This window comes from Methylobacter tundripaludum (assembly GCF_002934365.1).
Lineage (GTDB): Bacteria > Pseudomonadota > Gammaproteobacteria > Methylococcales > Methylomonadaceae > Methylobacter_A > Methylobacter_A tundripaludum_A.
Window position 1 is genome coordinate 12113 of record NZ_PTIY01000005.1, and the last position, 25156, is coordinate 37268.

Annotated in this window: 23 protein-coding genes; 5 read left to right on the forward strand and 18 right to left on the reverse strand. The window is 53.9% G+C overall.

Annotated elements, in window-relative coordinates; all coding sequences use genetic code 11:
* Positions 1-5: 5 nt before the first annotated feature.
* Together B0F88_RS07325 and B0F88_RS07330 are read right to left on the reverse strand one after the other, a co-directional pair.
* A complete protein-coding gene (locus tag B0F88_RS07325) occupies positions 6-356 on the reverse strand; it encodes a hypothetical protein (RefSeq protein WP_104423297.1) in 351 nt (116 codons plus the stop codon).
* A 22-nt stretch (positions 357-378) separates the two neighbouring features.
* On the reverse strand, positions 379-1584 hold the full coding sequence (locus B0F88_RS07330; protein WP_104423298.1) for a phage/plasmid replication protein, II/X family: 1206 nt from the start codon (positions 1582-1584) through the stop codon (positions 379-381).
* 194 nt (positions 1585-1778) lie between these two features.
* Between B0F88_RS07330 and B0F88_RS19325 the strand changes: the two genes are divergently transcribed.
* Both B0F88_RS19325 and B0F88_RS07335 read left to right on the forward strand, forming a co-directional pair.
* Positions 1779-1946 carry a hypothetical protein gene (locus B0F88_RS19325; protein WP_181049856.1) on the forward strand — a complete coding sequence of 56 codons (168 nt, stop codon included), beginning with the start codon at positions 1779-1781 and terminating at the stop codon, positions 1944-1946.
* Positions 1947-2035: 89 nt separating this feature from the next.
* Positions 2036-2467, forward strand: a complete 432-nt coding sequence (locus B0F88_RS07335) for a hypothetical protein (RefSeq protein WP_104423299.1) — start codon at positions 2036-2038, stop codon at positions 2465-2467.
* Positions 2468-2635: 168 nt separating this feature from the next.
* Here the strand turns inward: B0F88_RS07335 and B0F88_RS07340 are convergent, their stop codons facing one another.
* The 4 genes from B0F88_RS07340 to B0F88_RS07355 all read right to left on the reverse strand — a co-directional run bounded on the left by B0F88_RS07340 (position 2636) and on the right by B0F88_RS07355 (position 9411).
* On the reverse strand, positions 2636-4090 hold the full coding sequence (locus B0F88_RS07340; protein ID WP_104423300.1) for an efflux transporter outer membrane subunit: 1455 nt from the start codon (positions 4088-4090) through the stop codon (positions 2636-2638).
* 14 nt (positions 4091-4104) lie between these two features.
* A complete protein-coding gene (locus B0F88_RS07345; RefSeq protein ID WP_104423301.1) occupies positions 4105-7221 on the reverse strand; it encodes an efflux RND transporter permease subunit in 3117 nt (1038 codons plus the stop codon).
* Positions 7218-8396, reverse strand: a complete 1179-nt coding sequence (locus tag B0F88_RS07350) for an efflux RND transporter periplasmic adaptor subunit (RefSeq protein ID WP_258076589.1) — start codon at positions 8394-8396, stop codon at positions 7218-7220. Before B0F88_RS07350 ends, B0F88_RS07345 begins: the two co-directional genes overlap by 4 nt.
* A gap of 202 nt (positions 8397-8598) precedes the next feature.
* The gene (locus B0F88_RS07355) at positions 8599-9411 is read right to left on the reverse strand and encodes an oxidoreductase (RefSeq protein WP_104423302.1); all 813 of its coding nucleotides are present in this window, start codon (positions 9409-9411) and stop codon (positions 8599-8601) included.
* 101 nt (positions 9412-9512) lie between these two features.
* Between B0F88_RS07355 and B0F88_RS07360 the strand changes: the two genes are divergently transcribed.
* Complete coding sequence (locus B0F88_RS07360) at positions 9513-9956, forward strand: winged helix-turn-helix transcriptional regulator (protein ID WP_104423303.1); 444 nt, start codon at positions 9513-9515, stop codon at positions 9954-9956.
* 337 nt (positions 9957-10293) lie between these two features.
* Here the strand turns inward: B0F88_RS07360 and B0F88_RS07365 are convergent, their stop codons facing one another.
* The 6 genes from B0F88_RS07365 to B0F88_RS07390 form a co-directional block, all read right to left on the reverse strand.
* Positions 10294-13392, reverse strand: a complete 3099-nt coding sequence (locus B0F88_RS07365) for an efflux RND transporter permease subunit (RefSeq protein WP_104423304.1) — start codon at positions 13390-13392, stop codon at positions 10294-10296.
* The gene (locus B0F88_RS07370; protein ID WP_104423305.1) at positions 13389-14501 is read right to left on the reverse strand and encodes an efflux RND transporter periplasmic adaptor subunit; all 1113 of its coding nucleotides are present in this window, start codon (positions 14499-14501) and stop codon (positions 13389-13391) included. Before B0F88_RS07370 ends, B0F88_RS07365 begins: the two co-directional genes overlap by 4 nt.
* Positions 14498-16036 carry an efflux transporter outer membrane subunit gene (locus B0F88_RS07375; RefSeq protein WP_104423306.1) on the reverse strand — a complete coding sequence of 513 codons (1539 nt, stop codon included), beginning with the start codon at positions 16034-16036 and terminating at the stop codon, positions 14498-14500. Before B0F88_RS07375 ends, B0F88_RS07370 begins: the two co-directional genes overlap by 4 nt.
* Positions 16033-16692, reverse strand: a complete 660-nt coding sequence (locus tag B0F88_RS07380) for a CerR family C-terminal domain-containing protein (RefSeq protein ID WP_104423307.1) — start codon at positions 16690-16692, stop codon at positions 16033-16035. Before B0F88_RS07380 ends, B0F88_RS07375 begins: the two co-directional genes overlap by 4 nt.
* A gap of 186 nt (positions 16693-16878) precedes the next feature.
* On the reverse strand, positions 16879-17511 hold the full coding sequence (locus B0F88_RS07385; protein WP_104423308.1) for a pyridoxamine 5'-phosphate oxidase family protein: 633 nt from the start codon (positions 17509-17511) through the stop codon (positions 16879-16881).
* Positions 17504-18118: a TetR/AcrR family transcriptional regulator gene (locus tag B0F88_RS07390; protein WP_104423309.1), complete on the reverse strand. Its 615-nt coding sequence runs from the start codon at positions 18116-18118 to the stop codon at positions 17504-17506. The genes B0F88_RS07385 and B0F88_RS07390 overlap by 8 nt, the downstream gene beginning before the upstream one ends.
* 113 nt (positions 18119-18231) lie before the next feature.
* Between B0F88_RS07390 and B0F88_RS07395 the strand changes: the two genes are divergently transcribed.
* Complete coding sequence (locus B0F88_RS07395) at positions 18232-18621, forward strand: hypothetical protein (protein WP_104423310.1); 390 nt, start codon at positions 18232-18234, stop codon at positions 18619-18621.
* 49 nt (positions 18622-18670) lie between these two features.
* Here B0F88_RS07395 and B0F88_RS07400 read toward each other — a convergent pair whose 3' ends face one another.
* Positions 18671-19015: a DMT family protein gene (locus B0F88_RS07400; RefSeq protein WP_104423311.1), complete on the reverse strand. Its 345-nt coding sequence runs from the start codon at positions 19013-19015 to the stop codon at positions 18671-18673.
* Between the two features lie 232 nt (positions 19016-19247).
* Between B0F88_RS07400 and B0F88_RS07410 the strand changes: the two genes are divergently transcribed.
* Positions 19248-19829 carry a hypothetical protein gene (locus B0F88_RS07410; RefSeq protein ID WP_104423313.1) on the forward strand — a complete coding sequence of 194 codons (582 nt, stop codon included), beginning with the start codon at positions 19248-19250 and terminating at the stop codon, positions 19827-19829.
* Between the two features lie 115 nt (positions 19830-19944).
* Here the strand turns inward: B0F88_RS07410 and B0F88_RS07415 are convergent, their stop codons facing one another.
* The 5 genes from B0F88_RS07415 to B0F88_RS07435 form a co-directional block, all read right to left on the reverse strand.
* Positions 19945-20655, reverse strand: a complete 711-nt coding sequence (locus B0F88_RS07415) for a DUF2490 domain-containing protein (protein WP_104423314.1) — start codon at positions 20653-20655, stop codon at positions 19945-19947.
* A 176-nt stretch (positions 20656-20831) separates the two neighbouring features.
* Positions 20832-21365 (reverse strand): NADH-quinone oxidoreductase subunit B family protein, encoded by a 534-nt coding sequence (locus B0F88_RS07420; protein WP_104423315.1) that lies wholly within the window; start codon positions 21363-21365, stop codon positions 20832-20834.
* A gap of 9 nt (positions 21366-21374) precedes the next feature.
* The gene (locus tag B0F88_RS07425; RefSeq protein WP_104423316.1) at positions 21375-22949 is read right to left on the reverse strand and encodes a hydrogenase large subunit; all 1575 of its coding nucleotides are present in this window, start codon (positions 22947-22949) and stop codon (positions 21375-21377) included.
* Entirely contained in the window at positions 22946-24409 is a 1464-nt protein-coding gene (locus B0F88_RS07430; protein ID WP_104423317.1) for a hydrogenase 4 subunit F, read from the reverse strand. The genes B0F88_RS07425 and B0F88_RS07430 overlap by 4 nt, the downstream gene beginning before the upstream one ends.
* A complete protein-coding gene (locus B0F88_RS07435; RefSeq protein WP_104423318.1) occupies positions 24406-25083 on the reverse strand; it encodes a formate hydrogenlyase in 678 nt (225 codons plus the stop codon). The genes B0F88_RS07430 and B0F88_RS07435 overlap by 4 nt, the downstream gene beginning before the upstream one ends.
* Positions 25084-25156: the final 73 nt, after the last annotated feature.

Here is a 25156-nt window from a genome sequence, read left to right on the forward strand (position 1 = left end):
CAGTCTTATGAGTTTTTAGAGGCAGTAGACGCACCAAGAGGCCGTGACTTATCGCTAGCCGGATCAAGTTCTTTAAATGGGTTAACAGACGAAATCGGTTGAGCGCCGACCAAGGGGATAATTTCACCTGGTTGAAGTGCCAAGAAAGCTTGGCCGTTCATCATGCCGTCACGGGCCGGAACCATCGCGGTACAACCCACTAAACCTTTCAACTGGTTGATAATGGTCGCATCCGCCTTGGACAGGTTCATTTTGTACTCGCGTGGTTTGACTTCGACGACCTCGGCCCGAATGCGGGGTTTGCCTTCGAATTCATCCTCGACGATGTCTTTAATTAATAAATGGAAATAAGCCATGGTGATTCCTCTGAAAGTGAAATTAAGCTACAAGACGTAGCGGGTTTGGAATGTAGATGTGTTTAGGGGCCGGTTGCACGTAGCCATCAGGAAATTGAGCTGCAAAATCGACCTGGATAAAGCGGACAAAAGGGATGATCTTGGAACCATCGTCTAAGCCATTCATGTTCTGCAAAGCGGCACGAGAAAGGCCACATTCGGTCAGCATTTTGATGTGACGATAAAAAGTCGGCCGAGTCATAGATTCCATCGTAATAGACCAGCCATCACGGCGAATATCCCGATAAGTCCTAAAAGCCGCATCAGGTGCAGCAGTCGACACTTTGCCGGTTTTGCCAGTCTTGGAAAACTTAGCCCTTAAGGCGTCTTTAATATCATCGTCGTTAATCACTTTCATGGTCTGCCCTCTCAGTGCATTAAATAAATCTGATGTGGCTAACAGCCAGTAATTCATCAGTTGCTGTGGCGATAAAGCGTTAGTAAAAAAAATCTGTTTTAACAGGATCGGAATGCCCAAGCGTTCAAAGTAGCGGTGATACAAGGACACTTCCCAGCGGACTAGGCCATCAGCAAATTGCAGAAGGTCAGGCGTATAGATTGCGTTTAAGAGTTCGCCGTCAACACGGCGGGCATTGCCTTTGATCGTCTCCAGGACTTCGGGGCCTTTGGAATACACCTTGATCTTCTTTAACCGGCTATTCTTCTTACCGAAGTAAGCAGTACCGTCATAGCCGGTACGGCTCTTGGTCTGACCGAACGAGACATTGCCCAGAGCGTTGATGAATGCCCTCGCCTCTTGGCTATCCTTAGCTCGGCTGGAATAAGTAATGTCGATCTGTGCTAATGCCCAAGACTCGTGATCCAATTGATCAGCCAGAGATGGATATGTCATGCAAAGCAAAGACATAAGGTGCATACAGCAGTCGTAAAAATCAGAAGAGCCATACACATTGTGACCTTGCATCAACTTAGCCGGACTGGCCTTGATCTCAATATAAAACTTATCTAACGGATCAAAACGGTGATCGAAGACTTTAAAGGCCATACCTTCATAGCTGCTGGGGATGGACTCCCAGGGATGCCGAGTGTTGTAAACCTGCCCTTCGGCATCGATGGACTGCTCGAGCGGAATACCCAACGCGGCCAGTTGAAAATCCGGCCAACGATCATCACCGAGGCCGCCTCGAACCCGCAAAAAGTCGCAGCGCAAAACGAGCTTATCGATCATAAAAATGCTTGGGTTGTCTCACCATGAGACAAGAGTCCACTGGTTATAGTATGTGGACTCGCGGCCTTTTTTTAAAAACATACGACAAATATTAGAATCTAAGTTTTTAGAATGTGTGCATTTATAACAAACTTAGAAATGAGATGTCAAGAAATTAGAAAAACAGATTATGATAAATAGAAGGAGGTTTAAAAATGCCAACAAAACATATTGATGAAAAAACTTGGAAAAAAATCCAAGATTTAACAGTAAAAGCAGTAATAGCGACTCAAAAGCCGATTAAAGAAGGGGATGTCTTGCACTTCTTAATAAAAAGAGGTTTGGAAGACTTAACAACGGAAGAGTTAAAAAAAATAAAATAAAAAGTCTCATTTTTGAGACAAAAGGACAGTACTACTTACCCCTGTCCTTGCATTTGTTGTGAATCGTTCTTAATTGAAAGGAAAAAATAATGGAATACAACTTGGGATTTTTGACATTTTTAAGTGCAGTAATTTTATATGTTGCGTATCAACAATGGAAAACAACTAAAAAGAAATTCAATCTTGATTGTTATGATCGACGAATCAAAGTGTATGAAGAAGTTCGAAAATTTATCGAACTTGTTAACCAAAACGGCAGCCCAACCAGTGATGAAATAAGAAATTTTGATTCAGCCACTCATGAAGCAGAGTTTCTGTTTGGTTCGGAAATTTCACAATATATCTCTACAATTTCTCGTCACGGACTGGAACTTATGAGCACGAAGCACAGCGAAAAAATAGATGAACAATACAAAGACGATAGAATCCCTAAGATAATAAAAATTAACTCTGAATGGTTCAGGGAACAAATCAACGGGGCAAAAATGGAATTCAAAAAATATCTTGATATAAGCGGTTAAGCATAAACAAAATAGACCTCGCATAATGCGCCCTATGCAAAAAAGCCCTGGCGGGATCTCATTTTCCACCAGGGCTTTTCTACATAAGCCTGTGTGTATTATGCGAAGTATAATGATGGCGTTCATCGCTTTTCCAAGTGCTTGCCGTGCGATCTTATCCACCGTTGATTACCGTATCGAGGCTTTATCGATACCACTATGAATTGTCCAACCGCCACCGAAAGCCCGGTAAAGCGACACCATCGCCACGCTGACTGCGGTTTCGGCTTTTGCACGTTCGTCGCTGACGGCCAGTTTGCTGCGCTGCGCATCCAGAACGACCAAATAATCGCCTGCACCACGTTGATACATCGCGTCGACCAGCCGGTAAGCTTTTTCCGCCGACCCTTCCGCTTCAGTCAATTGGCTGAATCGATCCCTGGCGGAACGATGCGCGACGAAGGCGTTTTCCACGTCCTCCAGGGCTAGCAAAAAGGTAAGCTCGTAATTGGCAGCGACCTGATCCAGCCGCGCATCGGCTGCGGCAATATGGGCGCGGATGCGTCCGGCGTTGAATATCGGCGCCGAAAGCCCTGAGCCTAGCGCGTAAACGCTCTCAGCTAGACTCGGAAAACCGCCGACCGCCAGCGCGCCGACACCACCACTGGCCGACACTACCAGCTTTGGATATAGATCGGCCCGCGCAGAACCCAGGCTGGCCGCCGCCGCACTGACTTCGGATTGCGCCAGACGCAAATCGGGACGTTGCACCAGTAAATCGGACGGCAACAGGTTTGGCATAGTAGGCGTTGCCTTCGGCAACGGGCCGACGCCAGCCAGTCGGTTTTCTAGGTTTTCCGGCGGCTCTCCCAGCAACACGCCCAAACGATGGATCAGATTTTGCTTGGCGTTGGTCAGTACCGGTAGTGTCGCTTCCGTGCTCTGCAACAGCGTTTGCTGACGGACCATATCCGCCTCGTTAGCCAGTCCGGCTTTAAGAAATACCTGCAAAGTCCTCAATCGTTCGCGTTGCAACTCGATATTTCTTTGCAAAATGCCGGTACGTTGCTGCACGCCGCGCAGCTCCAGATAGTTTGTCGCCACCTGAGCTAGCAGGCCGACTTGCGCCGCATGCAAGCCTTCTTGACTGCCTTCGGCTTGCGCGGCGGCGGCTTCCGCTTCCAAATGCCGGCCTCCGAACAAGTCGATTTCCCAGCGTGCCGCCAATCCGCCGCTAACGGCATCGGCAGTGGGCGTAATCAATTTGATGCCTTGCCCGCTCGGTACGCCGACTATACGGTCTATGCGTTTTTCCCGGCCGCCGGAGAGTGAGAAATCGAGGCTGGGATACAACGCCGCTTCGGCACCGGTCACCATCGCGTTGGCTTCGCGGACGCGAGCAGTGGCGATCTTGAGGTCGTGGTTGGCGGCCAAGGCTTTGTCTATCAACTCGTTCAGCAAGGGATCGTTGAATCCTTGCCACCAAGTCTTCAGGTCCGCCGTTTCGGCGCTTTGGGCGTTGGCCGCATGTTGCCATTGCGCCGGGCTATCGATCGACACCTGATTACTGACACGGGTCGGCGTACAGGCGCTTAGCCAAGCCAAGGACATAATAGTTAGTGGTGTTAAATATCGGCTATTCATTATTAGACTCCAAATTAGACTCTAGGGTCAGTGAGTGCGGCATCATCCAGCAGCAAACCGGCTGGGGCCGATTCGGCATACGACTGCCCACGCTCCACCCTGAACCACGCCGCATACAGCGCCGGCAGGAAGAACACCGTCAACGCGGTCGCCACCGTCAGCCCGCCCATGATGGCGATGGCCTGCGGACCGAAGAAATCGTTGTGCGACAACGGGATCATCGCCAAGATGGCTGCCGCCGCAGTCAGCATGATCGGCCGGAAACGCCGCACCGTCGATTCGACGATGGCCGACCAGGTGTCGAGTCCCGACTGTTCGTCCTGATCGATCTGATCCACCAGAATCACCGAGTTGCGCATGATCATGCCGGCCAGCGCCAGGATGCCGAGCAAGGCCACGAAACCGAACGGCGCTCCGAACAACAGCAAGGCGAAGGCTGCGCCGATCACGCCCAGCGGCGCGGTGCTGAACACCATGAAAGTCCTGGACAAATTCTGCAACTGCATCATCAACAAGATCAGCGTGACGATCAGCACCAGCGGAATCCAGACCAGGATAGATTTTTGCGCGGTCACCGCGTCTTCCTTGGAGCCGCCGGTTTCCAGAAAATAGCCGGCCGGCAGGCTATCCTGAATCGGTTTAAGTTTAGGGATGATTTCCGCCGCCACGTCCGGGGCCATCTTGCCGTCGGCCACGTCGGCACGTACCGAGATGGACGGGAAGCGGTTGCGCCGCCAACGCACGCCGTCCTCGAACACGGTTTCGAACTTGACGAACTGCGATAGCGATACCGACTTGCCATTAGCCGTGCGAACCGCGACGTCCGGCAGTTCGTCGGCGGCGGTGCGCAATTCGGGACTGGCCCGCCAAACGATGTCGATCAATTTATCCTGCTCGCGCAATTGCCCGACCGGGATGCCGGTGTAATGCGCCTGCAAGGCTTGCGACAAGCTGGCCGTCGAAACGCCGAGGGCGCGTGCCTTGTCCTGATCCAAAGCCAGGCGGAACGAAGGCATGCGGTCATGCCAGTCGTCGTTGACATCCACAGTGCCGGGATGGTCGCGTACAACCTCGGCTACCCGGTCGGCAATGCCGCGCACGATGTTGGGGTTTTCGCCGAGCACCCTGAATACCAACGGATAATCCATCGGTGGCCCGACATTCAGGCGCTTCACCCGGCCGCGGACATTCGGGAAATCCGTCGCAAGAATCTGCCGGACGTGCTGCATCACCCGTTCGCGCGCCCTATTATCCTTAGTCATCACCACCAATTCGGCCAGATTGGTATTCGCCAGTTGCTGCACGATCAACATGAAAAACCTCGGCGTGCCGTTGCCGATATAGCTGGCAACATGTTCCACGTCCTCGTCCTTAGCCAGTAAAGCCTCCATGCGGCTGGCGGCGGCTTCGGTTTGTTCGAAGGAACTTCCCTCCGGTAGCCACAGGTCGACGATGACTTCCGGCCGGTTGGATAGTGGGAAGAACTGTTCGGGGACATGGGCTAAAGCCACCACACCGAGACCGAACAACGCCAGCGTGGCGATAATGACTTTCTTGCGGTGCGCCACGCAGGCATCCACCCAACGGCGCAAGCGGGTGTAGAACGGCGTGTCGAACAGGTCGTGGACCGGGCCATCGGCATTGGTATGCACCTTGAGTATCAAAAATCCTAAATACGGGGTGAACACCACCGCGCCTATCCACGACAGTATCAGCGAAATGCCCACCACCTGAAAAATCGCCACGGTATATTCACCGGCCGAGGATTGGGCCAAACCCACCGGCAAGAAACCGGCGATGGTGATTAAAGTGCCGGTCAGCATCGGAAAGGCCGTGGCACGATAGGCATACGTCGCGGCGCGCATTCGGTCCCAGCCTTCTTCCAGCTTGCGGGCCATCATCTCGACGGCAATCATCGCATCGTCCACCAGCAGGCCCAGCGCCAGAATCAAAGCGCCCAATGAAATCCGTTGCAGATCAATGCCGCACAGCAGCATGACCCACAAGGTGGCAGCCAGCACCAGTGGCACGGTCAGCGCCACCACGGACCCGGTGCGCCAGCCCAGACTCAAAAAGCTCACCACCAACACGGTGGCCAGGGCTTCGAAGAAGGTACGGCCGAATTCCGCCATCTGATTTTTAACCACCTGCCCTTGATTGGCGACCGGCTCCACGTCCAAACCGATCGGCAACTCAGTTGTGACACGGGTCAGCGTCTCGTCCAAGGCTTTTTCCAGGTCGATGACATTGCCTTTCTTGTTCATCGTCACACCCAGACCAAGCGCCTGCTTGCCGTTGAAACGCATCTTAAATTCCGCAGGATCGACATAGCCGCGCGTCACCTTGGCAAAATCGCCGACCTTGAAAGTTCGATTTTCGATGCGTACCGCCAGATTGGCAACACTATCCACCGAGTCGAAAGAGCCGGTCAGGCGTATCGGTAGATTGCGCTGCGCGGAAAATACCGTGCCAGCCGGTGCCATGCCGTTCTGCGCCTGCAAGGCTTGGGCAACCGCCGAAGCATCCAGGCCCAGTTCGGCCAGCTGCTTGTCGGAAAATCCGACGAAAATCTTTTCGTCCTGAACGCCGATCAGGTCGATCTTTTCGACATCTTTGACCCGCAACAGCTGTTGGCGAACCGAATCGGCAGCCAATTTCAGATCGGCATAATTAAAGCCCTCGCCGGAAAAGGCGTAGATCAGGCTATAGGTATCGCCGAATTCGTCGTTGAAAAACGGCCCGATGCTGCCGGGCGGCAACGTCATGCGGATATCGTCGACTTTTTTACGCACTTGATACCAAAGCTCGGGAATGTCCTTGGGCCGTGTATCTTCGCGCGGCGTCACGAAAATGACCGATTCGCCGGGTTTGGAGTAACTGCGCAGATAATCCAGGTTAGGCAACTCCTGGATTTTCTTTTCCAGCCTATCGGTCAACTGCCGTTCCACTTCCAGCGCGGTGGCTCCGGGATAAAGGGTTTTGACGACCATGATTCGGAACGTGAACGGCGGATCTTCCTGCTGGCCCAGCCGGTAATAAGCGAATAGGCCGCCAAGCACTACCAGTGCGATCATAAAACCGGTAAAGGAGCGATGTTTAAGGACCCATTCGCTGAGATTAAATGCTTTCATGGCTGCCCCTCGCCGCCGCGATTCTTAGGTAATCCCGGTTCTTCCGGCAAGCGGACAGCCTGCCCCTCGGCGAGGCGCTGAACGCCGGCGCTGACCAGTAATTGGCCGGCGGCAAGTCCCTCAACGGCAATGCGTTCGCCATCCAGCGTTTCGCCCAACCGAACCGGCATGGATTTGACCGTGGCAGCCTGCTCGTCAACCAGCCAGACCGAGGGATGATCGGGCTGGTTTTGCAGGGTATAGACGGCGGAAAGCGGGATGGCGATGCGGGAAGCGGTGTTCGCTGCTATATGAACGGTCGCCGTCATGCCTAATTGCGCGGCGTCCATGCCTTCGAGCAAGGTCGCCTTGACACGATAGGTGCGGCTGGCCGGATCGGCTGCCGAGGCGATCTCGCGAATTTTTGCCTTGAGTAGCCGTTCGTCGTCGGACCATAAAGACACGCTAACGGCTTGTTGGCGCTGGATTTCCGGCAGGCGATGCTCGGGTACGTCGAAATGGATTTCCTTTTCGTCGAGCTGGGCCAGAGTAACCACAGTCTGGCCGGCAGCCAGCACCTGCCCTGCCTCGACTTCCAACGCCGTAACGACGCCGTCGCGGTCGGCATGCAGCTCGGTGTAAGTCAGTTGGTTAAGCGCTTGGGCCAATTGCGCCTCCAGCGCCGCCGTCCGCTCCCGCGCCGTGGTATAAGCGGTCTCATGCCGCTCGAACTCCGGCGGACTGATGACTTGCTGTGTCAGCAGCTCGCGGTATCTCGCCAGATCGTCGTGCAGGAAATTGCTGTCGGCCTGTGCGGAAGCCAGTTGGGCCTTAAGGCTTTGAGCGGCAAGGCGGTAATCGTTGCCGTCCAATATCGCCAAAAGCTGGCCTTTGCGCACCTGGTCGCCAACGTCTACTTTCCGCTCCAGCAGTTTACCGGCCACCCGAAAGGATAACGGCGTCTCGATTCTCGCCCTGATTTCCCCGGCGAAATGCTTAGTGCCAGAGGCGGCCGGTTCTCCGACTCGAAATACTTTGACCGGGCGGGAAACCGCTTGCGTTTGTCTGTCCTTATCGCTGCATCCGACGCTTATCGTCAGCGGCAGCAACCCTGCCAGCAGCCAGCCTTTGATTGCGAACCGGAATTGAAGCCGGCCACAGGTGGCGGACATTAATGGAGTTTTGTGTTTCGGCATTTTGCTTCTTCCTTCGGTAGCCGTGCTATAAATCTTCAACGGGAGTGCAAGCTTTGCTTGCGCTTGCAGGCGAAGCTTCCGCTCCTCGGCAACTGCTCCTGCGTTGCTCTACCTCCTGCATCCATGCAGTCGTGCTCGCGCCCCTCGCCTGCGTCCATGCAGGCGAAGCCTGCACACTCCAGTCATGGGCTATTTTGGCCACTCAGGCCGGCAAATTATTGATCTTGCGCAGGTTCTTATCGACGATGCTTTCGGGTAGGAATCGGCGCATAAAGCTGATCTGATGCGCTAATTTTCCGGCGGCGTAACGCCTTCTGGGGGCTGCGGCGGTCGCTGCTTTCAACACTCTAACTGCCACCACTTCCGGGGCATCGCCTGCATTCACCCCATTCCGCATGAACACTTCCATGCCAGCACGCACCGAGTCATAGACCGCAAGCGGCTGATCAGGCCTTGTTATGCTTGCTTCGAACGAGGTCCGGGTAAATCCTGGCTCAACCAGCACCACCCGGATGCCGAAGGTGCGCAGTTCGTGGTCGAGCGATTCCGAATAGCCTTCAACCGCATGCTTGGTCGCGACATAGAGCGCGTTGTAAGGCGATGGGATCAGCCCAAGGACCGAGCTGATATTGACGATTCTGCCTCTTCTTTGGCTGCGCATGGTCGGCAACACGGCGTTGGTCACGCGGGTGATGCCGAACACGTTCACATCGAACATGGCTTGGGCCTGCGCGGTGGATGACTCTTCCGCCCCGCCGAGAAGGCCGATGCCGGCATTGTTAACCAGCAAGTCGATGCGCCCAGCCTGTTTCAAGACCTCGGCTACCGCGCTCTTTACCGACACTTCGTCGGTTACGTCGCAGCTCAGCATCGTGATACCATCGGCACTTGCTACCGCCCTGCGACTGGTTCCGAATACGCGGTAACCCGCTTGCTGAAGTGCCTTGGCCGTTGCCAGTCCAATGCCTGAAGAGGCACCTGTAATCAGGGCTACACCAATTTCTTTATTGCTCATGTCAAATCTCCTTGGGGGTGGATAGTCTACCGACTAAGTGTTACTATCATTTCGAAACCAATGTTACTATCAATTTGATACTAAGTCACTACTAAAAGAGTATGAACGATAAAAATATTTGCGATGACCCTTGCCCAATCGCGCGCAGCCTGGCTTTCCTGGGCGATGCGTGGAGCTTATTGATTCTGCGGGACGCACATTTGGGCCTCACTCGCTTCGACCAGTTTCGGAAAAGTCTCGGCATCGCGCCGACGATCCTGACCCGGCGGCTGGCTATGTTGACGGAGGAAGGAATGCTGGAAAAACGGCTCTACTCGGAGCGCCCTCCGCGAGAGGAGTATGTGTTGACTGCCGCCGGCCGCGACTTTCTGCCGGTGCTCGTCATGATTGGCGCCTGGGGGCACCAGTATCGCGGTGGTGGCCGGTTGGTGCGCATCCAGGATGCTGAAACGGGAGAGGAAATTAAACCGGTGGCCATCGACGAGGTCACAGGGGCAAAGATCGGGACTCGCCCGCTACGCTTTGTCCTGCCGGATGGCGGCTGATGACATGACTGCTTGCTCTACCCTTATTAATGAAGAACTAAGCATGAGTTTTGCAACCGAGATAATCTACTTTTTATTCAATGTGTTATTGAATATATTGTTGATGAATTTAAAATAGATATTTCGACTGCAAACCAGTGATACCCAGAGTAACAGAGGGATAGCGGGATAGCGGGACAACCGGGGAGTCGCTATTTTTGCGAAAGCTTTTATGCGCATCCCTGCACAACAAGCGGCAAAAACTACGCGACCGCTCATGCCTGTGGCGGCCCCAGCCGTCCTGCTTCATACAGGCTGAACATTATATCAATGCGCTCTAAATCAGTAGCTCAAAACTTCAAAATCCTGCATCGGATGGCTTGGCGCCGGCATAGCGCCGCCAAAACATCTTGATCCAAGTATTGAAATCATCCAAATAGGTATAAGCCACCGGGATCACCAACAAGCTCAGAAAAGTTGAGGTCACCAGGCCGCCGATTACGGCGACCGCCATAGGGCTGCGGAAAGATGTATCCGCATTTCCCGCGCCGATCGCAATCGGCAACATGCCGGCTCCCATCGCAATGGTGGTCATCACGATAGGACGGGCGCGTTTCCGGCAGGAGTCCAGCAGCGCGTCCATTCGCGACATGCCATGATCCCGCCGTGCAACAATGGCATACTCGACCAGCAATATGGAGTTTTTGGTGGCAATGCCCATCAGCATAATCAGGCCTATCAGGGATGGCATGGAAAATGCTTTTCCGGTCAATAGCAGCGCGACAAAACCGCCGCCGAAAGAAAGCGGCAACGCCGCCAAGATGGTGATCGGCTGCAAAAACTCTTTGAACAGCAGTACCAGTACGATGAATATGCACAACACGCCGGTGAGCATGGCAAGGCCGAAACTGGCGAAAAGCTCAGACATCATTTCGGCGTCACCGATATTGATCCGCTTTACTCCGGCCGGCAGATTGCTGATGCTCGGCAAGTTTTGCACTGCTGAAGTCACATCCCCTAACGGCAAACCGGATAGCTCAACTTCAAAATTAATATTACGCGAGCGATCATAACGATCGATGACTGCGGGCCCGCTGGAAAGCTCCAGATTGGCCACTTGGCTTACCATCACTGCCCCGGAGCCAGCTTTGCCGGATGGAACTGCAAGCCGTTCCAACACCGACAGATCGCTTCGCCCATCCGCGGACAGTTTCACTACCACCGGCACCTGACGTTGGGCCAGATTGAGTTTGGGCAAAGACCAGTCGTAATCCCCTAACGTGGCGATACGCAGGGTTTCTGCGATAGCCGCAGTGGTGACGCCCAGATCGGCTGCACGGGCAAAATCGGTTCGTACCGCAATTTCCGGCCTTACCAGCGACGCACTGGATGCGATGCTGCCGAGTCCCGGGATGGTCCGAAGATCACGCTCCACGTTACGGGCGGCGGCGCTTAACGCCTGCGGATCGTCGCCGCTGAGCACCAAGACGTATTTCTCGCCCGAGCTGCCCAGCCCCACTTTGGTGCGCACACCGGGCAGGTTTTGCAGCGCCTGCCGGATGTTTTGCTCGATGACTTGCTTAAGCACGGGCCGATCTTGCCGGTTAGCCAGCGTAATTGTCAACGTGGCTTTACGCACTTCACCGCTTTGAGAGCCTGCAAAAGGGTCGCCGCCGGCTGAACCGCTGCCGATGGTGGTGTAAACCGAGTTCACATAAGGTACGTTTGCCACCAGTTGGCGGGCGGCTTCCGCCGAAGCCTGGGTTTGGGCAAGACTGGCGCCGGGCGATAATTCGACGAAAACCTGGGTCTGCGGATTGTCATCCGGCGGTATGAATCCCGTGGGCAGCAATGGAATCAGAAACAATGAGCCGATAAAAAATATCGCAGCCGCCGCTATCGTGGTCAGGCGATGGGTCAAACACCAGGCCGCCAGTTTCATATAGTTTTGCATGATCCGCCCTTCGGCTGGCTCGGAGTGGCCGCTGTCTTTCAACATATAAGCGGCCATCATCGGCGTCAACATCCGCGCCACCACCAACGAAGCCAAAACGGCCAGCGCCGCCGTCCAGCCGAATTGCTTGAAGAAGCGCCCGGCAATCCCGCTCATGAAAGCCGTGGGCAGGAATACTGCAACCAGGGCGAACGTGGTAGCGACCACCGCCAAACCGATTTCGTCCGCGGCCTCCATCGCAGCCTGATAAGGTGTTTTACCCATGTGCAAATGGCGCACGATGTTTTCCACTTCGACGATCGCATCATCGACCAGAATGCCGACCACCAACGATAACGCCAACAAGGTGACCCCGTTCAGGGAAAAGCCCAAATAGTCCATGCCTAAAAAAGCCGGGATTATTGATAGCGGCAGGGCGACAGCGGAGATGAAGGTCGCCCGCCAATCCTTTAAAAACAGCCATACGACCAACACGGCGAGCAAGGCGCCTTCATAAAGCATGGTCATGGAATTCTGGAATTCTTCCTGCACCGGGGTGACAAAATTGAACGCTTCGGTAAATTCTATATCCGGGTTGGACATGCGCAATTCCGCTAACGCTTTTTGCACGCCGGCGCCAACCTCCACGTCGCTGGCGCCGCGGCTGCGAGTGACTTCAAATCCCACCACCGGCTTGCCGTTGAGCAAAGCCAGAGCGCGAGGTTCAGCTACGGTATCGTCAATCGTAGCGACCTGGTCGAGCCGAATGTGGCGGCCGTCCGCTAAAGAAAGTTGCAGCGGACGGAGTTCTTCTACTGAAGCAACGTTGGCCAAGGCACGCACCGGCTGCTCGCCGCTGCCCAGATTGGTGCGTCCGCCGGCGCTTTCTCTTTGTATCGCGCGCAACTGCCGGGAAATATCGGCAGCCGTCGCACCCAGCGATTGCAGCTTGACCGGATCCAGAGCAATGGTCACTTCCCTGCTGACGCCGCCAACCCGGCTAACCTGGCCCACGCCACGCACACTGAGCAGTTTTTTGGCGACGGTATCCTCGACAAACCAGGACAGCGCTTCATCATCGCGCTGCGTGGAAGCGACCGTAATGGCCAAGATCGGCGAGCTCGCCAGATCCAGTTTGTTGACGACAGGATCGCGAAGATCGCCCGGCAAGTCGGTGCGTACTTTGGTAACGGCGGAGCGTACATCGTCTACCGCTTCCTGTACCGGCTTTTCCAGTCGAAACTCGACAGTAATGGTGACGCTGCCGTCCTGTATTTTGGTCGTGATGTGCTTTAGGCCCTGCAAGGTAGCGATAGCGTTTTCGATTTTACGCGCCACCTCGGTTTCCAGTTGAGCGGGCGAGGCGCCGGGTAATGATGCTGAGACCGTTACCGTGGGCAGATCCAGATCCGGCATGTTCTGAACCTTCATCGCCCGAAAACTCAATAATCCGCCGAAACTCAGCATCACAAACAGCATCATCGCCGGAATAGGGTTGCGGATACACCAGGCGGAGACGTTCATGGCTGCACCACTTGCACATTATCGCCATCGGCAAGGAAAGAAGAACCGCCGGCTACCAGACGATCCTCGGGATTGAGTCCCGAAAGTATTTCCAAACTGTCATCGGTTCTTCGGCCCAATTGAACTTTGACCTGGGAGACCTTGACCAGTTCGCCGTTCTGCTCACCCAGTTTGAAGACATAGCTGAAACCTTCCCGCAGGGAAAGTGCAGTCTGAGGCACGGTGAGACCGGCCTTGACGCCTATATCGAATTCACCCCTGGCGAACATTCCCGCGCGCAAGCCGTGCCGGGCGGCGTCGGGCAGATCAACGTAAGCCAGACCGTTGCGGCTCTGGACATCCAGGGTCGGCGCCAGTGAGCGGATCTTGCCATTGATATTGCCAACGTTGGGTACCTCGACGCTGACCGTCATGCCCGGTTTGAGCTGCGCCATTTCAGCGGCAGTGACTTCGCCACGCCATTCCAACCGGTTTTGCCGGATCATCCGAAACAATTCCTGCCCCTTTGCAGCGATCGCCCCCAAGGTGGCGCTGCGGGAAGAAATAACGCCGTCGTCGCTGGCTAAAACTTTGGTGTATTTCAGCCGCAACAATTGCGAATCCAGCTGTGCTTTGGCCGACTGCACCTTGGCGTTAGCCGTTTTTTCGCCGGTCAGATATTGGTTCACCTGCTGGCTGCTGAGCGCCCCGGAAGCCGAGATTTGTTGAGCCCGTTCGGCGTTAACGCGGGCATCGGCCAGGTTCGCCTCGGCTTCGGCCAGCGCGGCCCGGCTTTGGGCGACATCGGCTAGAACGGTTTCGTCAGAAAAAACCGCCAGTACCTGCCCTTTCTTTACGGCGTCGCCCACCTGCACATTCACTTCAGTCAAGTGCAAGTCGCTTACTTCAGCGCCAATAATGGCCTCCTGCCATGCCGCTATCGAACCGTTGGCGGTCAACGTCATCGGAATATCGCGGATGGACGGCTGAATTACTGTAACGCTAAGTGCGGGCTTGGGCGCGGAAGCTGTATCGTCGGCCGCAGACTGGTTACTGCACCCGGCGATGAAGCCAACGCCGGTCAGTACGCTTAAGACTGCCAGCACAGCGTTTATTTTTCCTTTTATCATGATTTTCCTCCGGTGAAATCGGTTTGATGATTTACGTGATCTGTTTTTTCGGGGTCGCCGCTGTTCGGAGCAGCGGAACTTGGGCCAGCTTTCCGGGCATCCTCATGCTGTTCCCAGCTGCCGCCGGCTGCGCGGTAGAGCGCGATCCAGGCGCTGACCCGCTCCTGCTCTATCTCTTTAAGCGCCATTTCGGCGGACAGCACGTTACGCCTTGATGTTTCGACATCAATCAAATTACCTAAGCCGACTTGGTACAGCTCACGGACAGCCAAAAAATTTGCCCGGTAACCGGTGACGGCGTTGCGGCCTTGGGGTAAGCGTTGGCTGGCGCTATCTAATCGCACCAAGGCTTCTTCCACTTCTTTGACCGCCGTGCGCACCTTGCTGCGAAAGTTGCTTGCGGCAGCCTGGTATTGGGCTCGCGCCGCTTCCACATCGGCAGCCCGCTTGCCGGCATCGAACAGCGGCAAGCTGAGCGTCGGGCCGATCGCCCAGGTTTCCGCGAGCAAAAGCGCCGAGCCGTTAATGCTTTGCAAGGTCGGCGTGATGTTTCCCGACAGGCTCAACTTAGGAAACCGTTTGGCCAGCTCGACGCCGATATTGGCGCTGGCCTCCGCGACATTGCGCTCGGCGGCGGCGATGTCGGGCCGTTGCAGCAGCACTTGGGCAGGCAGGGAATCAATCCTGAACGCCGGCGGACTGGGCAATTTTGCGACCCGGTCCGGTGCTCCGGTTAATAACTTACGAACCTCTGTTTCTTGTAAGCCGGTCATTGCGACGATACCTTTGATCGAGCGTTCGCATTGCGCTTGTTGTTGCAGCAGCGTTCTATTGCCTTCGGCGGCGCTGGCATTGGCGAGTGCGATGTCGCCCGGCGCACGGAATCCGGCTTTACCTGCGATTTCCGAGAGCCTGGCCGATTCCCGGCGCGACTCGGTGTCGGCCTGCACTATTTGCACTTGGCCTTCGCAATAACGATAAGCCAGATGAGCATTGGCGACTTCTGCCGCTACCGACACGCGGGCGTCGTGCCAAGCTGCGTTCTTCGATTCCAGCTGGCTGAGGGCCGCCTGCTCCTGACGCGCCAAGCCGCCGAACAAGTCGATTTCCCAGCTGGATTGCAGTCCGGCCGGGAATTGGTTCCATACGAACGGATCGCTCCCGAAGGACGAAGAGGAACGTTTGGCCTCTATGCTGGAGCCTATATTAGGCAATAAGGCGGCATCGGCGCCGACGAGGTTTGCCCTGGCTTTTTCAATGCGCGCGGCGGCATCGGCTACGGAGGCGCTTTCTTGTTCGGCGGCTGCTAAAAAGCGGTTCAGAACCGGATCGTTAAAGCGCTCCCACCACCGGTTAAGATCGGCCGGGTCTCCCTGGTGAGCAACGGGCTGGGGAGCTTGCCAGTTGGCCGCCGCTTTCAACGGCTCGGTTTGGTAATCGGGGCCGACCGTGGTCAGCAAACCGCTGGAGCCGCATGCCGGAAGCAGCAACGGCAGCAGGCTCAGGCTGAGTGATTGCAGGTTTTTATGTCTCATAAAGCACCCTGTGCGCGACGCCGGGCCTCCCCTTCGATCATCGAAACGGCGTAACCGGCCAGACGTTCGGCCAGGACATCAATTGCGTTGGCGGTGGTCAACAGCTGCGGCGCAATAGCCGAAACAACATCTTGCCCGACATAAAAATGCACGGCCATACCGACGATGGCGAAAGCCAACCGCTGAACATCGGTATCAATCCGCTGCAATCCTAAATGCTTTTTGAGCAGCGAAACCAACACTTCATGTTGCGGTTTAATCTCTGTATCGATTACCTGCTGCCAGGCTCCGGTCGGCTCGATCATTTCCCGGAAGTGCAACTTCATGACCAACCAAATCTCCTCGCCTTTTTTCAGCGGTTCGAGAAATTCGGTGAAAAATTTGCCTAGCGCTTCGTCCAGCGACAAGCCGACATAAGCCTGGAGCTCAGAATGGCAGGGCGTTTCCCCCATCGGTTCGGTAAATGCCGCTCGATAAAGGCCCGCCTTATCGCCGAAGTAGTAGCGGATGGATGAAATATTGATTTCCGCCGCCTCACAGATTTCCCGGGTGGAGGCGGCCTTGTAGCCTTTTTCGGCAAACAGCCGTAGCGCCGACATTACAAGTCTGCTGCGTGCGTCGTGAGTTTCTGTGTCGGGATTTTCGTTAGTGCCCATGCTGCCTCGGGAGTTGTTTGCAAGAAATAAATCAAACGATTGATTGTTACAATATCAATCAATCGTTTGATTGTCAACTCTACGCAGCATGCGAAGCGCGTATTGGAATAAATTTAGCGGGTCAAAAAAAACGTGCCGGTCATTGGACACGCCCCTCACCCGGTCAACCCATAAACCGTGACCGTTTTAGTTTCGGTTTAACGCGGCGGCGGCATCCTGATCGTTACCGGCCAGATGCGCATCCCGGGGCGGCAATACATCCGCTACAGCTTCCAGACGTTTCCAGGCCGGCGCAGGTGTTTCGCAATGTTCTTTGGGTACGAATGCCGACTCTTCGACCAGGGCCATTTTGTGAATATAGCGCGGACAGTTGGGGAACATTTCCCGCACCGTTACCCGCAACACCATTTGCGCTTCGGGCCAGTGGTTCATTAAAGGATCGTCCTCCAGTATGAAAACGCTGCCGTTCAATCGAAGCCGGGCTTGCCGCTGAAAGTCGACGAATAACAGGCCGACATGCGGGTTAACCAATACATTACCGGCCGACAAGTACATGCCGCTGCCGTCGTAAAGCGGAAAAGCCAGGGTCTGTTCGTCGATAACCCTGACCAAACCGACGCTGCCGCCTTTGTAAGAACAATTGGGCCGCCCTTCCCCATCGACTGTGGCAAAGAAAAACATGTTCTGTTCTTCGATAAACGCCTTGTCTTCCGGGCTGATCTTGTTGCTGACAATCGCCTCGACCAGACGGTCTGCCATAGGCCGGGTTTCAAAACGGTCTTGCAGTTGTCGGCTGCCTTCATGGAAAAATTCACTCATCGCTCCTCCTGGAGTCATTGGTTGGCAAAGATATATCGGGAATGTGGCTTGAACTTCCTTCAATAAGAATAATGGCGGCTTGCTTGGCTTGTCCGGCGGCGCCCGAATGGCGTTTCATCTGCTCCGAGACGATGGCGCCTTCGATCAGCAGGCTTAATTGCAGCGCCAGTGTTTCCGGGGATTTGGAACCGTACTGCCCGGCGAGATCGGCAATATAGCTTCGGAAATGTTCGTAAAACTCGGCGGACACCTGATGCACGGGGTTGCCCTCCAGCGGAAATTCAGCCGCGGCATTGATAAAGGCGCAACCGCGAAATTCGGGAATCGCCATCCATTCGCCGATGACGTCAAAAATCGCCAGTAACTTAGTCTTGGGCGTATCCGCCTTAGCGTCAACCTGGCCGGCAAACCAGACTCGAAAGTCCTCATCCCGCTTGCGCAGAAAGGCAAGCACCAAATCGTCCTTGGACGGGAAATATTTATAGAGACTCATCTTGGTCGTGTTTGCCGCTTTGACAATCGCATCGACGCCGGTCGCACGAATGCCCTGGCTATAAAACAGCTCCGATGCAGCTTGCAGGATTTTTTCCGGCAGAGTTAAGGTCATAATAAGAACAGCAGAAAACAGGTTGATTGAGACTATACCGGTCGGTATACTGCAATGTCAATATACCGACCGGTCTGTATATTTTTTATAACTACAATAAATGAGACAACACGATGGAAATATTATTAATTGGCGCCGTACTGATGATTTTTGCCGTTTTGGCTTCGGCCTGGCTGATGACTTTTGCGCGATGGTTTCCCGTTAAAGGCATTGATGGCGAATTCCTTACGGACTATAAAACCTTGATCAGGGCGCATATCGATTTTGCCTTAATGGCGTTGTTCTGCCTGGGGTTTTACGCGGTCAAGGTGCCGTTATCCGTTACCGCCTGTTGGCTGGTGGTGATCGGCGGCATAACGAATCCCTGTGTCTTTGTTGTTGCTGCATTTGATCCGAGCTTTTGGGAGAAAACGGCCTGGAGGCTTTACTCGGCTGTCAGCTTTATCGTCACTACGATAGGCTTTGGCTGGGTGTGCATCAGCTTGCTGGATTACGCTTTATAACTGCGCCTATCAGGGAGCGGCGGATCGGAATTCCGGCGCTCCCGCAGTATTATTTTGTCCTGAAAATAAAATAGGCCGCACCGATCAGGCAAAAGCCCGCCCACAAATAATCGAGCTTTAACTGTTCTTTCAGATACAAAACCGAGAACGGAACAAATACCGACAAAGCGATCATTTCCTGGAGCACTTTAAGCTGCCCGACATTCATGACCGAATAACCGATTCGGTTGGCGGGTACCTGCAAGGCATATTCAAAAAATGCGATCCCCCAGCTCAGCAGCGCGGCAATAAACCACGGCTTGTTGTTCAGATCTTTCAAATGGGAGTACCATGCAAACGTCATGAAGACATTGCTGCCGCACAGCAGCAGTATGGTTGACAGCGTTACGTTCAAAATTCATGTTCCTGTTCAGATTAATGTGATGATGATTTCGCGTAATAGTTTACCGTTCTTGACGGGGTTGAATCACCTGTTTTTATCCGCGGCGGATTGGTTTCATCACTTGCATGATATGTTAGTAGACGCCCTGTCGCCGCCAATTCGTGATAGTTTTTTGCTTGGAAATAATGTTAAATAACAAGATGCTTTAAGCATCCAATTACTTATTAAAAACGGGAGAGCAGCTATGAACACAGTTGAAATTGCAGTCGTTATTGTTTTATTGATAGCCGTACTGATTTTCTTAAAAAAACGAAAAAAATGCTCAGCCTGTTCATCAAAAGAAACGCTCGCCGACAAACCTAAAGCTCCAAAGCAGGAAAATCAACACCCGGAAGTTAAATTGGAAAGCAACCCCTTAGTGAGCGCTATACCTACAGCTGTCAATGGGCAAATAACCGATGCGGTGACGGAGCAACAACCCGCAAGTGATGTTGAAGCGAATGCTTTCCCTACCGCTATAAATGATCAAATCACCGATACAGCGATTGCTTCTGCTTCCCTCGAACCACAACCCGCCAATAAGCCCACTGGCGTTAGTGAGCTGCCTGCAAAGCCTGAAGCCGTTAGCCTTCCTGAAGATTCAATACTGAAACGGCATTATATGACCCATTTATGCACGATGATCGAATCGATTGTTCCCCCTCGGCCTACGGAATCCGTCTTGTGCCGTCATTATGATGCGATGGTGGTTACCCGAATAGGACGGTGCTTAAACGATAAAAAAGCCATGGAACAACTGATCCATGATTATGAAAATAAAAAATAACGACTGACAAATTATCTGGGCAAATTTACAAAGCCGGCTTTGCACTCCAGCTTGTTTTTTGGGAGTTGCAAAGCCGGCTTTGCCGCTTAAAAAAACATGATTTGTAGCGTCGCTATTAAAAGTTGATAAACAACGATCCCATAATCAAGTGATGCATGGTGTTATTGGTGTGTGTCGCATCATCCAGATACTGGTTCAGATAACCGGCTTCAGCCCGGAAGCTTTTATTAAAGGTCCAACCCAATCCTGCAAACGCGCGGTTCTGATCGAAACCGGACTGGCCGCCGAATTGGGTTGAGTTAACCCTGATGAAAAACTCGTCCCAGGTAATCAGGCTCAAACGCGGCTCGAACGCTAAAGGATGCATGAATCGCAGCATCTGACGCGGGCGGAAACGAACGTCATTGCCATTTAGGTAGTTGCTTTCGAATAGAGTCCTAAAAGTAAAAGTTCCGACACTGGTGGGCAGGACATAGCGAAACGCCGGCCAGACATCTTGTTGGGAAACATAACTCTTCCCGCTATTTTGTGTAGGCAGCCATGTGTAGCCTGCCCAGATGGTTGCCCGATCACTGAGCGAATAACCCACTGCGGCGCGAACCATACCTTGATTCCAATGATTCCAGTTGTCGTCGAATCGGGATTGGCCTTCCAGCCAGAGTCGTCCTTTTTCCAGTTTTGGATCCACGACTTTCAGGCTGCCCTCGCCCACGATTTGCATCCAGCTGCCGGCATCCTCAAGCAAGTCACCGGCCATAGCGGGCATGCTGACAGAACCCACCATCACGGCGGCGATTCCCCCTAGCTGCATTTTTTTCTTGATCATATCGCTTTCCTACTATGGTTTTAATGGGAGCCTAAAGTCCCAATACTGTCGCCTTGGAAGCTCGCCAAAAACAACGTCCGCTTATGCTTCCCACGCGGAGCGCTCATCGCGAAGCTGGAGCTTCGCTAACTGGGTTACCAAGCCAGAGCTTGGGAACCAGCGCAATGCGTTTTTTTTCATTTTTCAACGGTCATCAATCCCAGCAATCCCTTCATCAACGCCACTGGCGTAGGCGGGCAGCCGGGAATCACCGCATCGACCGGAATGACATTGGATACCGTGCCGCAACTGGCGTAAGACACGCCGAATTCGCCGCCGCAGGCCGCGCAATCACCGGCAGCAACCACCCATTTCGGGTTGGGCGTCGCTTCATAAGTGCGCAGCAGGGCGGTTTGCATGTGTCTTGATACCGGCCCGGTGACCAACAGCACGTCGGCGTGTCTTGGCGAGGCGACAAAATGAACGCCGAAACGCTCAATATCGTAAAAGGAATTATTCAGCGCGTGAATCTCCAGTTCGCAGCCGTTACAGGAGCCCGCATCGACCTGCCTTATCGCAATGCTGCCGGAAAACCGCTTGTCTATGTGTCGTTTGATCTGAATGCCCAAAGCCTCCAGCTCGTCCTCGTTCCCACGCTCTGCGTGGGAACGCATGCTAATCCGTTCGGTGACAATACCCGTGGTCAGGATTTTTTTAAAAAGTCTCAGCATTTTCCGGTCCTATAGATCATTGCCTGAATAAGAGCCGTTCAGGGATTTGTTGCACACGGGAAAATCCGGCACGATATTATTCAATACCAGCTTTTCCAACGCGGGCCAGTTCAATTGGCTGGGATCGCGCGGATAAAAACGGGCGATTTTATTGTCGGCGTCAAAGCGAATGTGGCTGATAATCTCGCCTCGCCAACCCTCGACAATGCCAAGGCCTTCACTGCCCGCCTCAGGCGTTCGCCATTCGCTGCGTAGTTCACCGGTTGCCAGCTTGTCGATAAAGTTTTCTATCAGCCGCAAAGCCGTCCTGATTTCCTTGTACCTAATCCATACTCTGGAGGCAATATCGCCCTGATTTTCCAGTGCGACTTTAACCGTTACCCGATCATAAGGCGCATAAGGCGCATCGCGGCGCACATCCCTATCCTGGCCGCTGGCCCGTCCGACGTAACCCACGACGCCAAAAGCCGTAGCGGTTTGTTCGGACAAAAAACCGGCCGTGTACAGCCGGTCTTCCAGCGATGAATTAAGATCCATAGCCAGTATGACTTCCGTCAGTTCGGTTCTTAATTCGTCTATTTCCTTCTTGATTAAACTACAGGATGCATCCGGCAAGTCGCAGGCAACGCCGCCGGGAACGATTTTATCCATCAACAGCCGATGGCCGAACACCGTCGCATTGGTGCGCAGCCAAAGTTCGCGCAAACGGGTGAACTGCATTTGCGCGAATACAAAAGCGACATCATTACAGATTGCGCCGATATCGCCCATGTGGTTGGCGACGCGTTCCCGTTCGGCCAGAATGCCGCGTATCAAAGCCGCGCGGGGCGGTATTTCAACGCCCGCCGCCTGTTCCATAGCCATGCAGGCGGCCCAGCAATGTCCGACCGTGGTATCGCCGGAGACGCGTCCGGCGAGCTTGGCTAAAGACTCGGGCGTTCTGCCTTCGGCGATTTTCTCTATGCCTTTATGCACATAACCCAAACGTTCTTCCAAATTCAGGATAAGTTCTCCGACGGCCTGAAACCTGAAATGTCCGGGCTCGATGATGCCTGCATGCACAGGACCTACCGGAATTTCATAAACGCCCGCGCCGTGGGATTTGATGAACGGATAATGCATATCTGGCGGCGTGACGCCTACCGGCGCACCCTGAACAGGAAAGTCTTTCCGTAACGGATAGCTGTTTTCGATCCAGGCTTGATGCCGCGTCCAACGCCGGTTATCGGGATGTCCGACAAATTTAATCCCGAATAGGTCTTGCGTATGCCGCTCGCTGCGGTTGGCCGCAGGATAGACCGTGGCTTGGCTCGGCAGCTCCGGGTTGGTCTCGTCAATGATCGTGCGCAGCAGGACATACTCGCCTTGTTTTTCAAAACAGCTATTGACGAAGAATTGCTTATCAAGCTGTTCCGCCCATCCGGCGGCCCAACGCAGGTTTTGCTGCTGGGCCAATTCTGCAAATCGCCGCCATGTGCGGCTTTCGATTTGCCACAGCGTAATTGAAGGTACGTCGATACGGTCAACCCTTATGTCGGCACTTAAGCGGCTTAGAAAATCCGCAGTCCAGTTTGAAGAACTCATAACGGCGTGCTCCCGGAGATTAACAGTGTCGCTTGTGAAAACCAGTGCGCCAAGAAGCCGGGGATGGCCAGCCCCAGCCATAGCACCAAGGCCAGATGTATCGTGACCGGCCATAAGTTGGCTGTAATCGGTTTTTGACCTTCGGGGCTGTCGCCGTAAACCATCGGTTGTATATGCCTGAACAGTCCCGCAAAGGCGATGCCGATACCCAGCAACAGCAACGGCGCCAACCAGGGATAACTGTGCATGGTCGCCAGCAGCACCAGAAACTCGCTGGTAAACACGCCGAACGGCGGAAATCCGGCAATCGAAATAGTACCGATCAACAGCCCCCAACCGATCTTGGGCTGGGTTTTAATCAAGCCGCGGATCTGTTCTATACGCTGGGTTCCGGCAAGCTGCGCCGCATGGCCTACCGTCACAAAGATGGCCGACTTGGTTAGCGAATGTACGGTCATGTGCAGCAACGCGGCAAACGTGGCCAAGGGGCCGCCGATGCCGAACGCAAACGTCATCAGCCCCATGTGCTCGATGGACGAGTAACTGAACAATCGTTTAATATCTTTCTGCCGGTGCAGCAGTATCGCGGCCACCAGAAACGACAGCATGCCGAAGCCCATCATCAGGTAACCCGCCATACTGGAATGCGCGGCGCCATCGACCAGCATTTTATTGCGCACCACGGCGTACAGGGCGTCGTTTAACAGTAATCCCGATAACACAGCAGACATCGGCGTCGGGCCTTCGGAATGGGCATCGGGCAACCAGTTATGCAAAGGTACCAAACCGATTTTTGTACCGTAACCGATCAGCAAGAAAACGAAGGCGATTTCAAGAATTTCCGGGTTTAATTTATCGGCGTTTTCGTAAAGCACCGACCACAGCAAGGCGTTTTCCCCGTCGCCGATCTGCACCGCCGCGTAATACAGCAAGATGGTGCCGAACAGGGCTTGGGCAATGCCCACGCCGCAGAGAATAAAGTACTTCCACGCCGCCTCGATAGACTCCGGCGTGCGGTACAAACTGACCAGCAACACGGTTGCCAGCGTTGCGCCTTCCATCGCCACCCACATGATGCCCATGTTATTGGTCGTCAACACCAGATACATGGCCAGCATAAAACCCTGGAACATCGAGTGGTACAGTTTCAAGCGGTTGTCGGTGAGCTTGCCGATTTCCTTTTCATGCGCCATATAGGGCGAGGAAAATATCGACGTGGTGAAGCCGACGAAAGCCGTCAACACAATCAGATACACATTAAACGGATCGATTAAAAAAGCTTTGCCCGACGAGATGATCGTGCCTTGATTGAGCACGTTGATTGCCAGCCAGACAGTCGCCAATAAACAGACGCCGTTGAACCGGACATTGAGCTTGCCGCTGTCCGTCCTGTGCCCTGCCAGCGCAAAATAGAATATGCCGACCAAGGGTATCAGTAAGACCAAATAAGCGGCGATCATTTATCCACCTCGTTTAACTTGTTTAACAGATCGACATCCAGCGAGTCGATACTGGTGCGTATATGCAGGAAAAAAATGCCGAACAGCACCGCAGCCACCAATACGTCGAACGCAACGCCCAGCTCAACGACCATCGGCATGCCGTTGGTGGCGACGATGGCCGCGAAAAACAAACCGTTTTCTATCGACATAAAGCCGACCACATGAGCGATAGCCTGCCGGTGTGAAATCATCAGCAACATGCCCAGCAGCATGACCGAAAGACTGACCGCCAACGCATTCAGCATGACGACCGATGAGGATTGCACAACAGGATGCAGCACGTAATAACTGAACACCATCAGACTGGCTCCGCCCATCATCACGGCGGTGTTGTTTTTTAAGGCTTCAATATCGCGATGCATATTCATTTGCAAAACCTGCCGCCTTAACATCCACGGGATAAAAATCACTTTCAGCACCAGAGTCAGCACCGCGGAAATATACAGATGATTGTTATTCAGGCTGTATGCCGCCACCGCCGTGGTCAGGGTTAATAAAAAGCCCTGCAACGCAAACACAAAGATCAGCCGCAGCAACCTTCCCTGCCCTAGCATAAGGAATGATGTCAGTCCGACCAATGCGGCCATCGATAAAATAGCCTGGGTATAAAAATCCAATTGTTCAATGTTCATGAGTAAGATTCCAAAAAGGCGAAGGGCAAAGGACGAAAGGCTAAAGGCCGGATTTGATGCTCGGTTTTCGCCT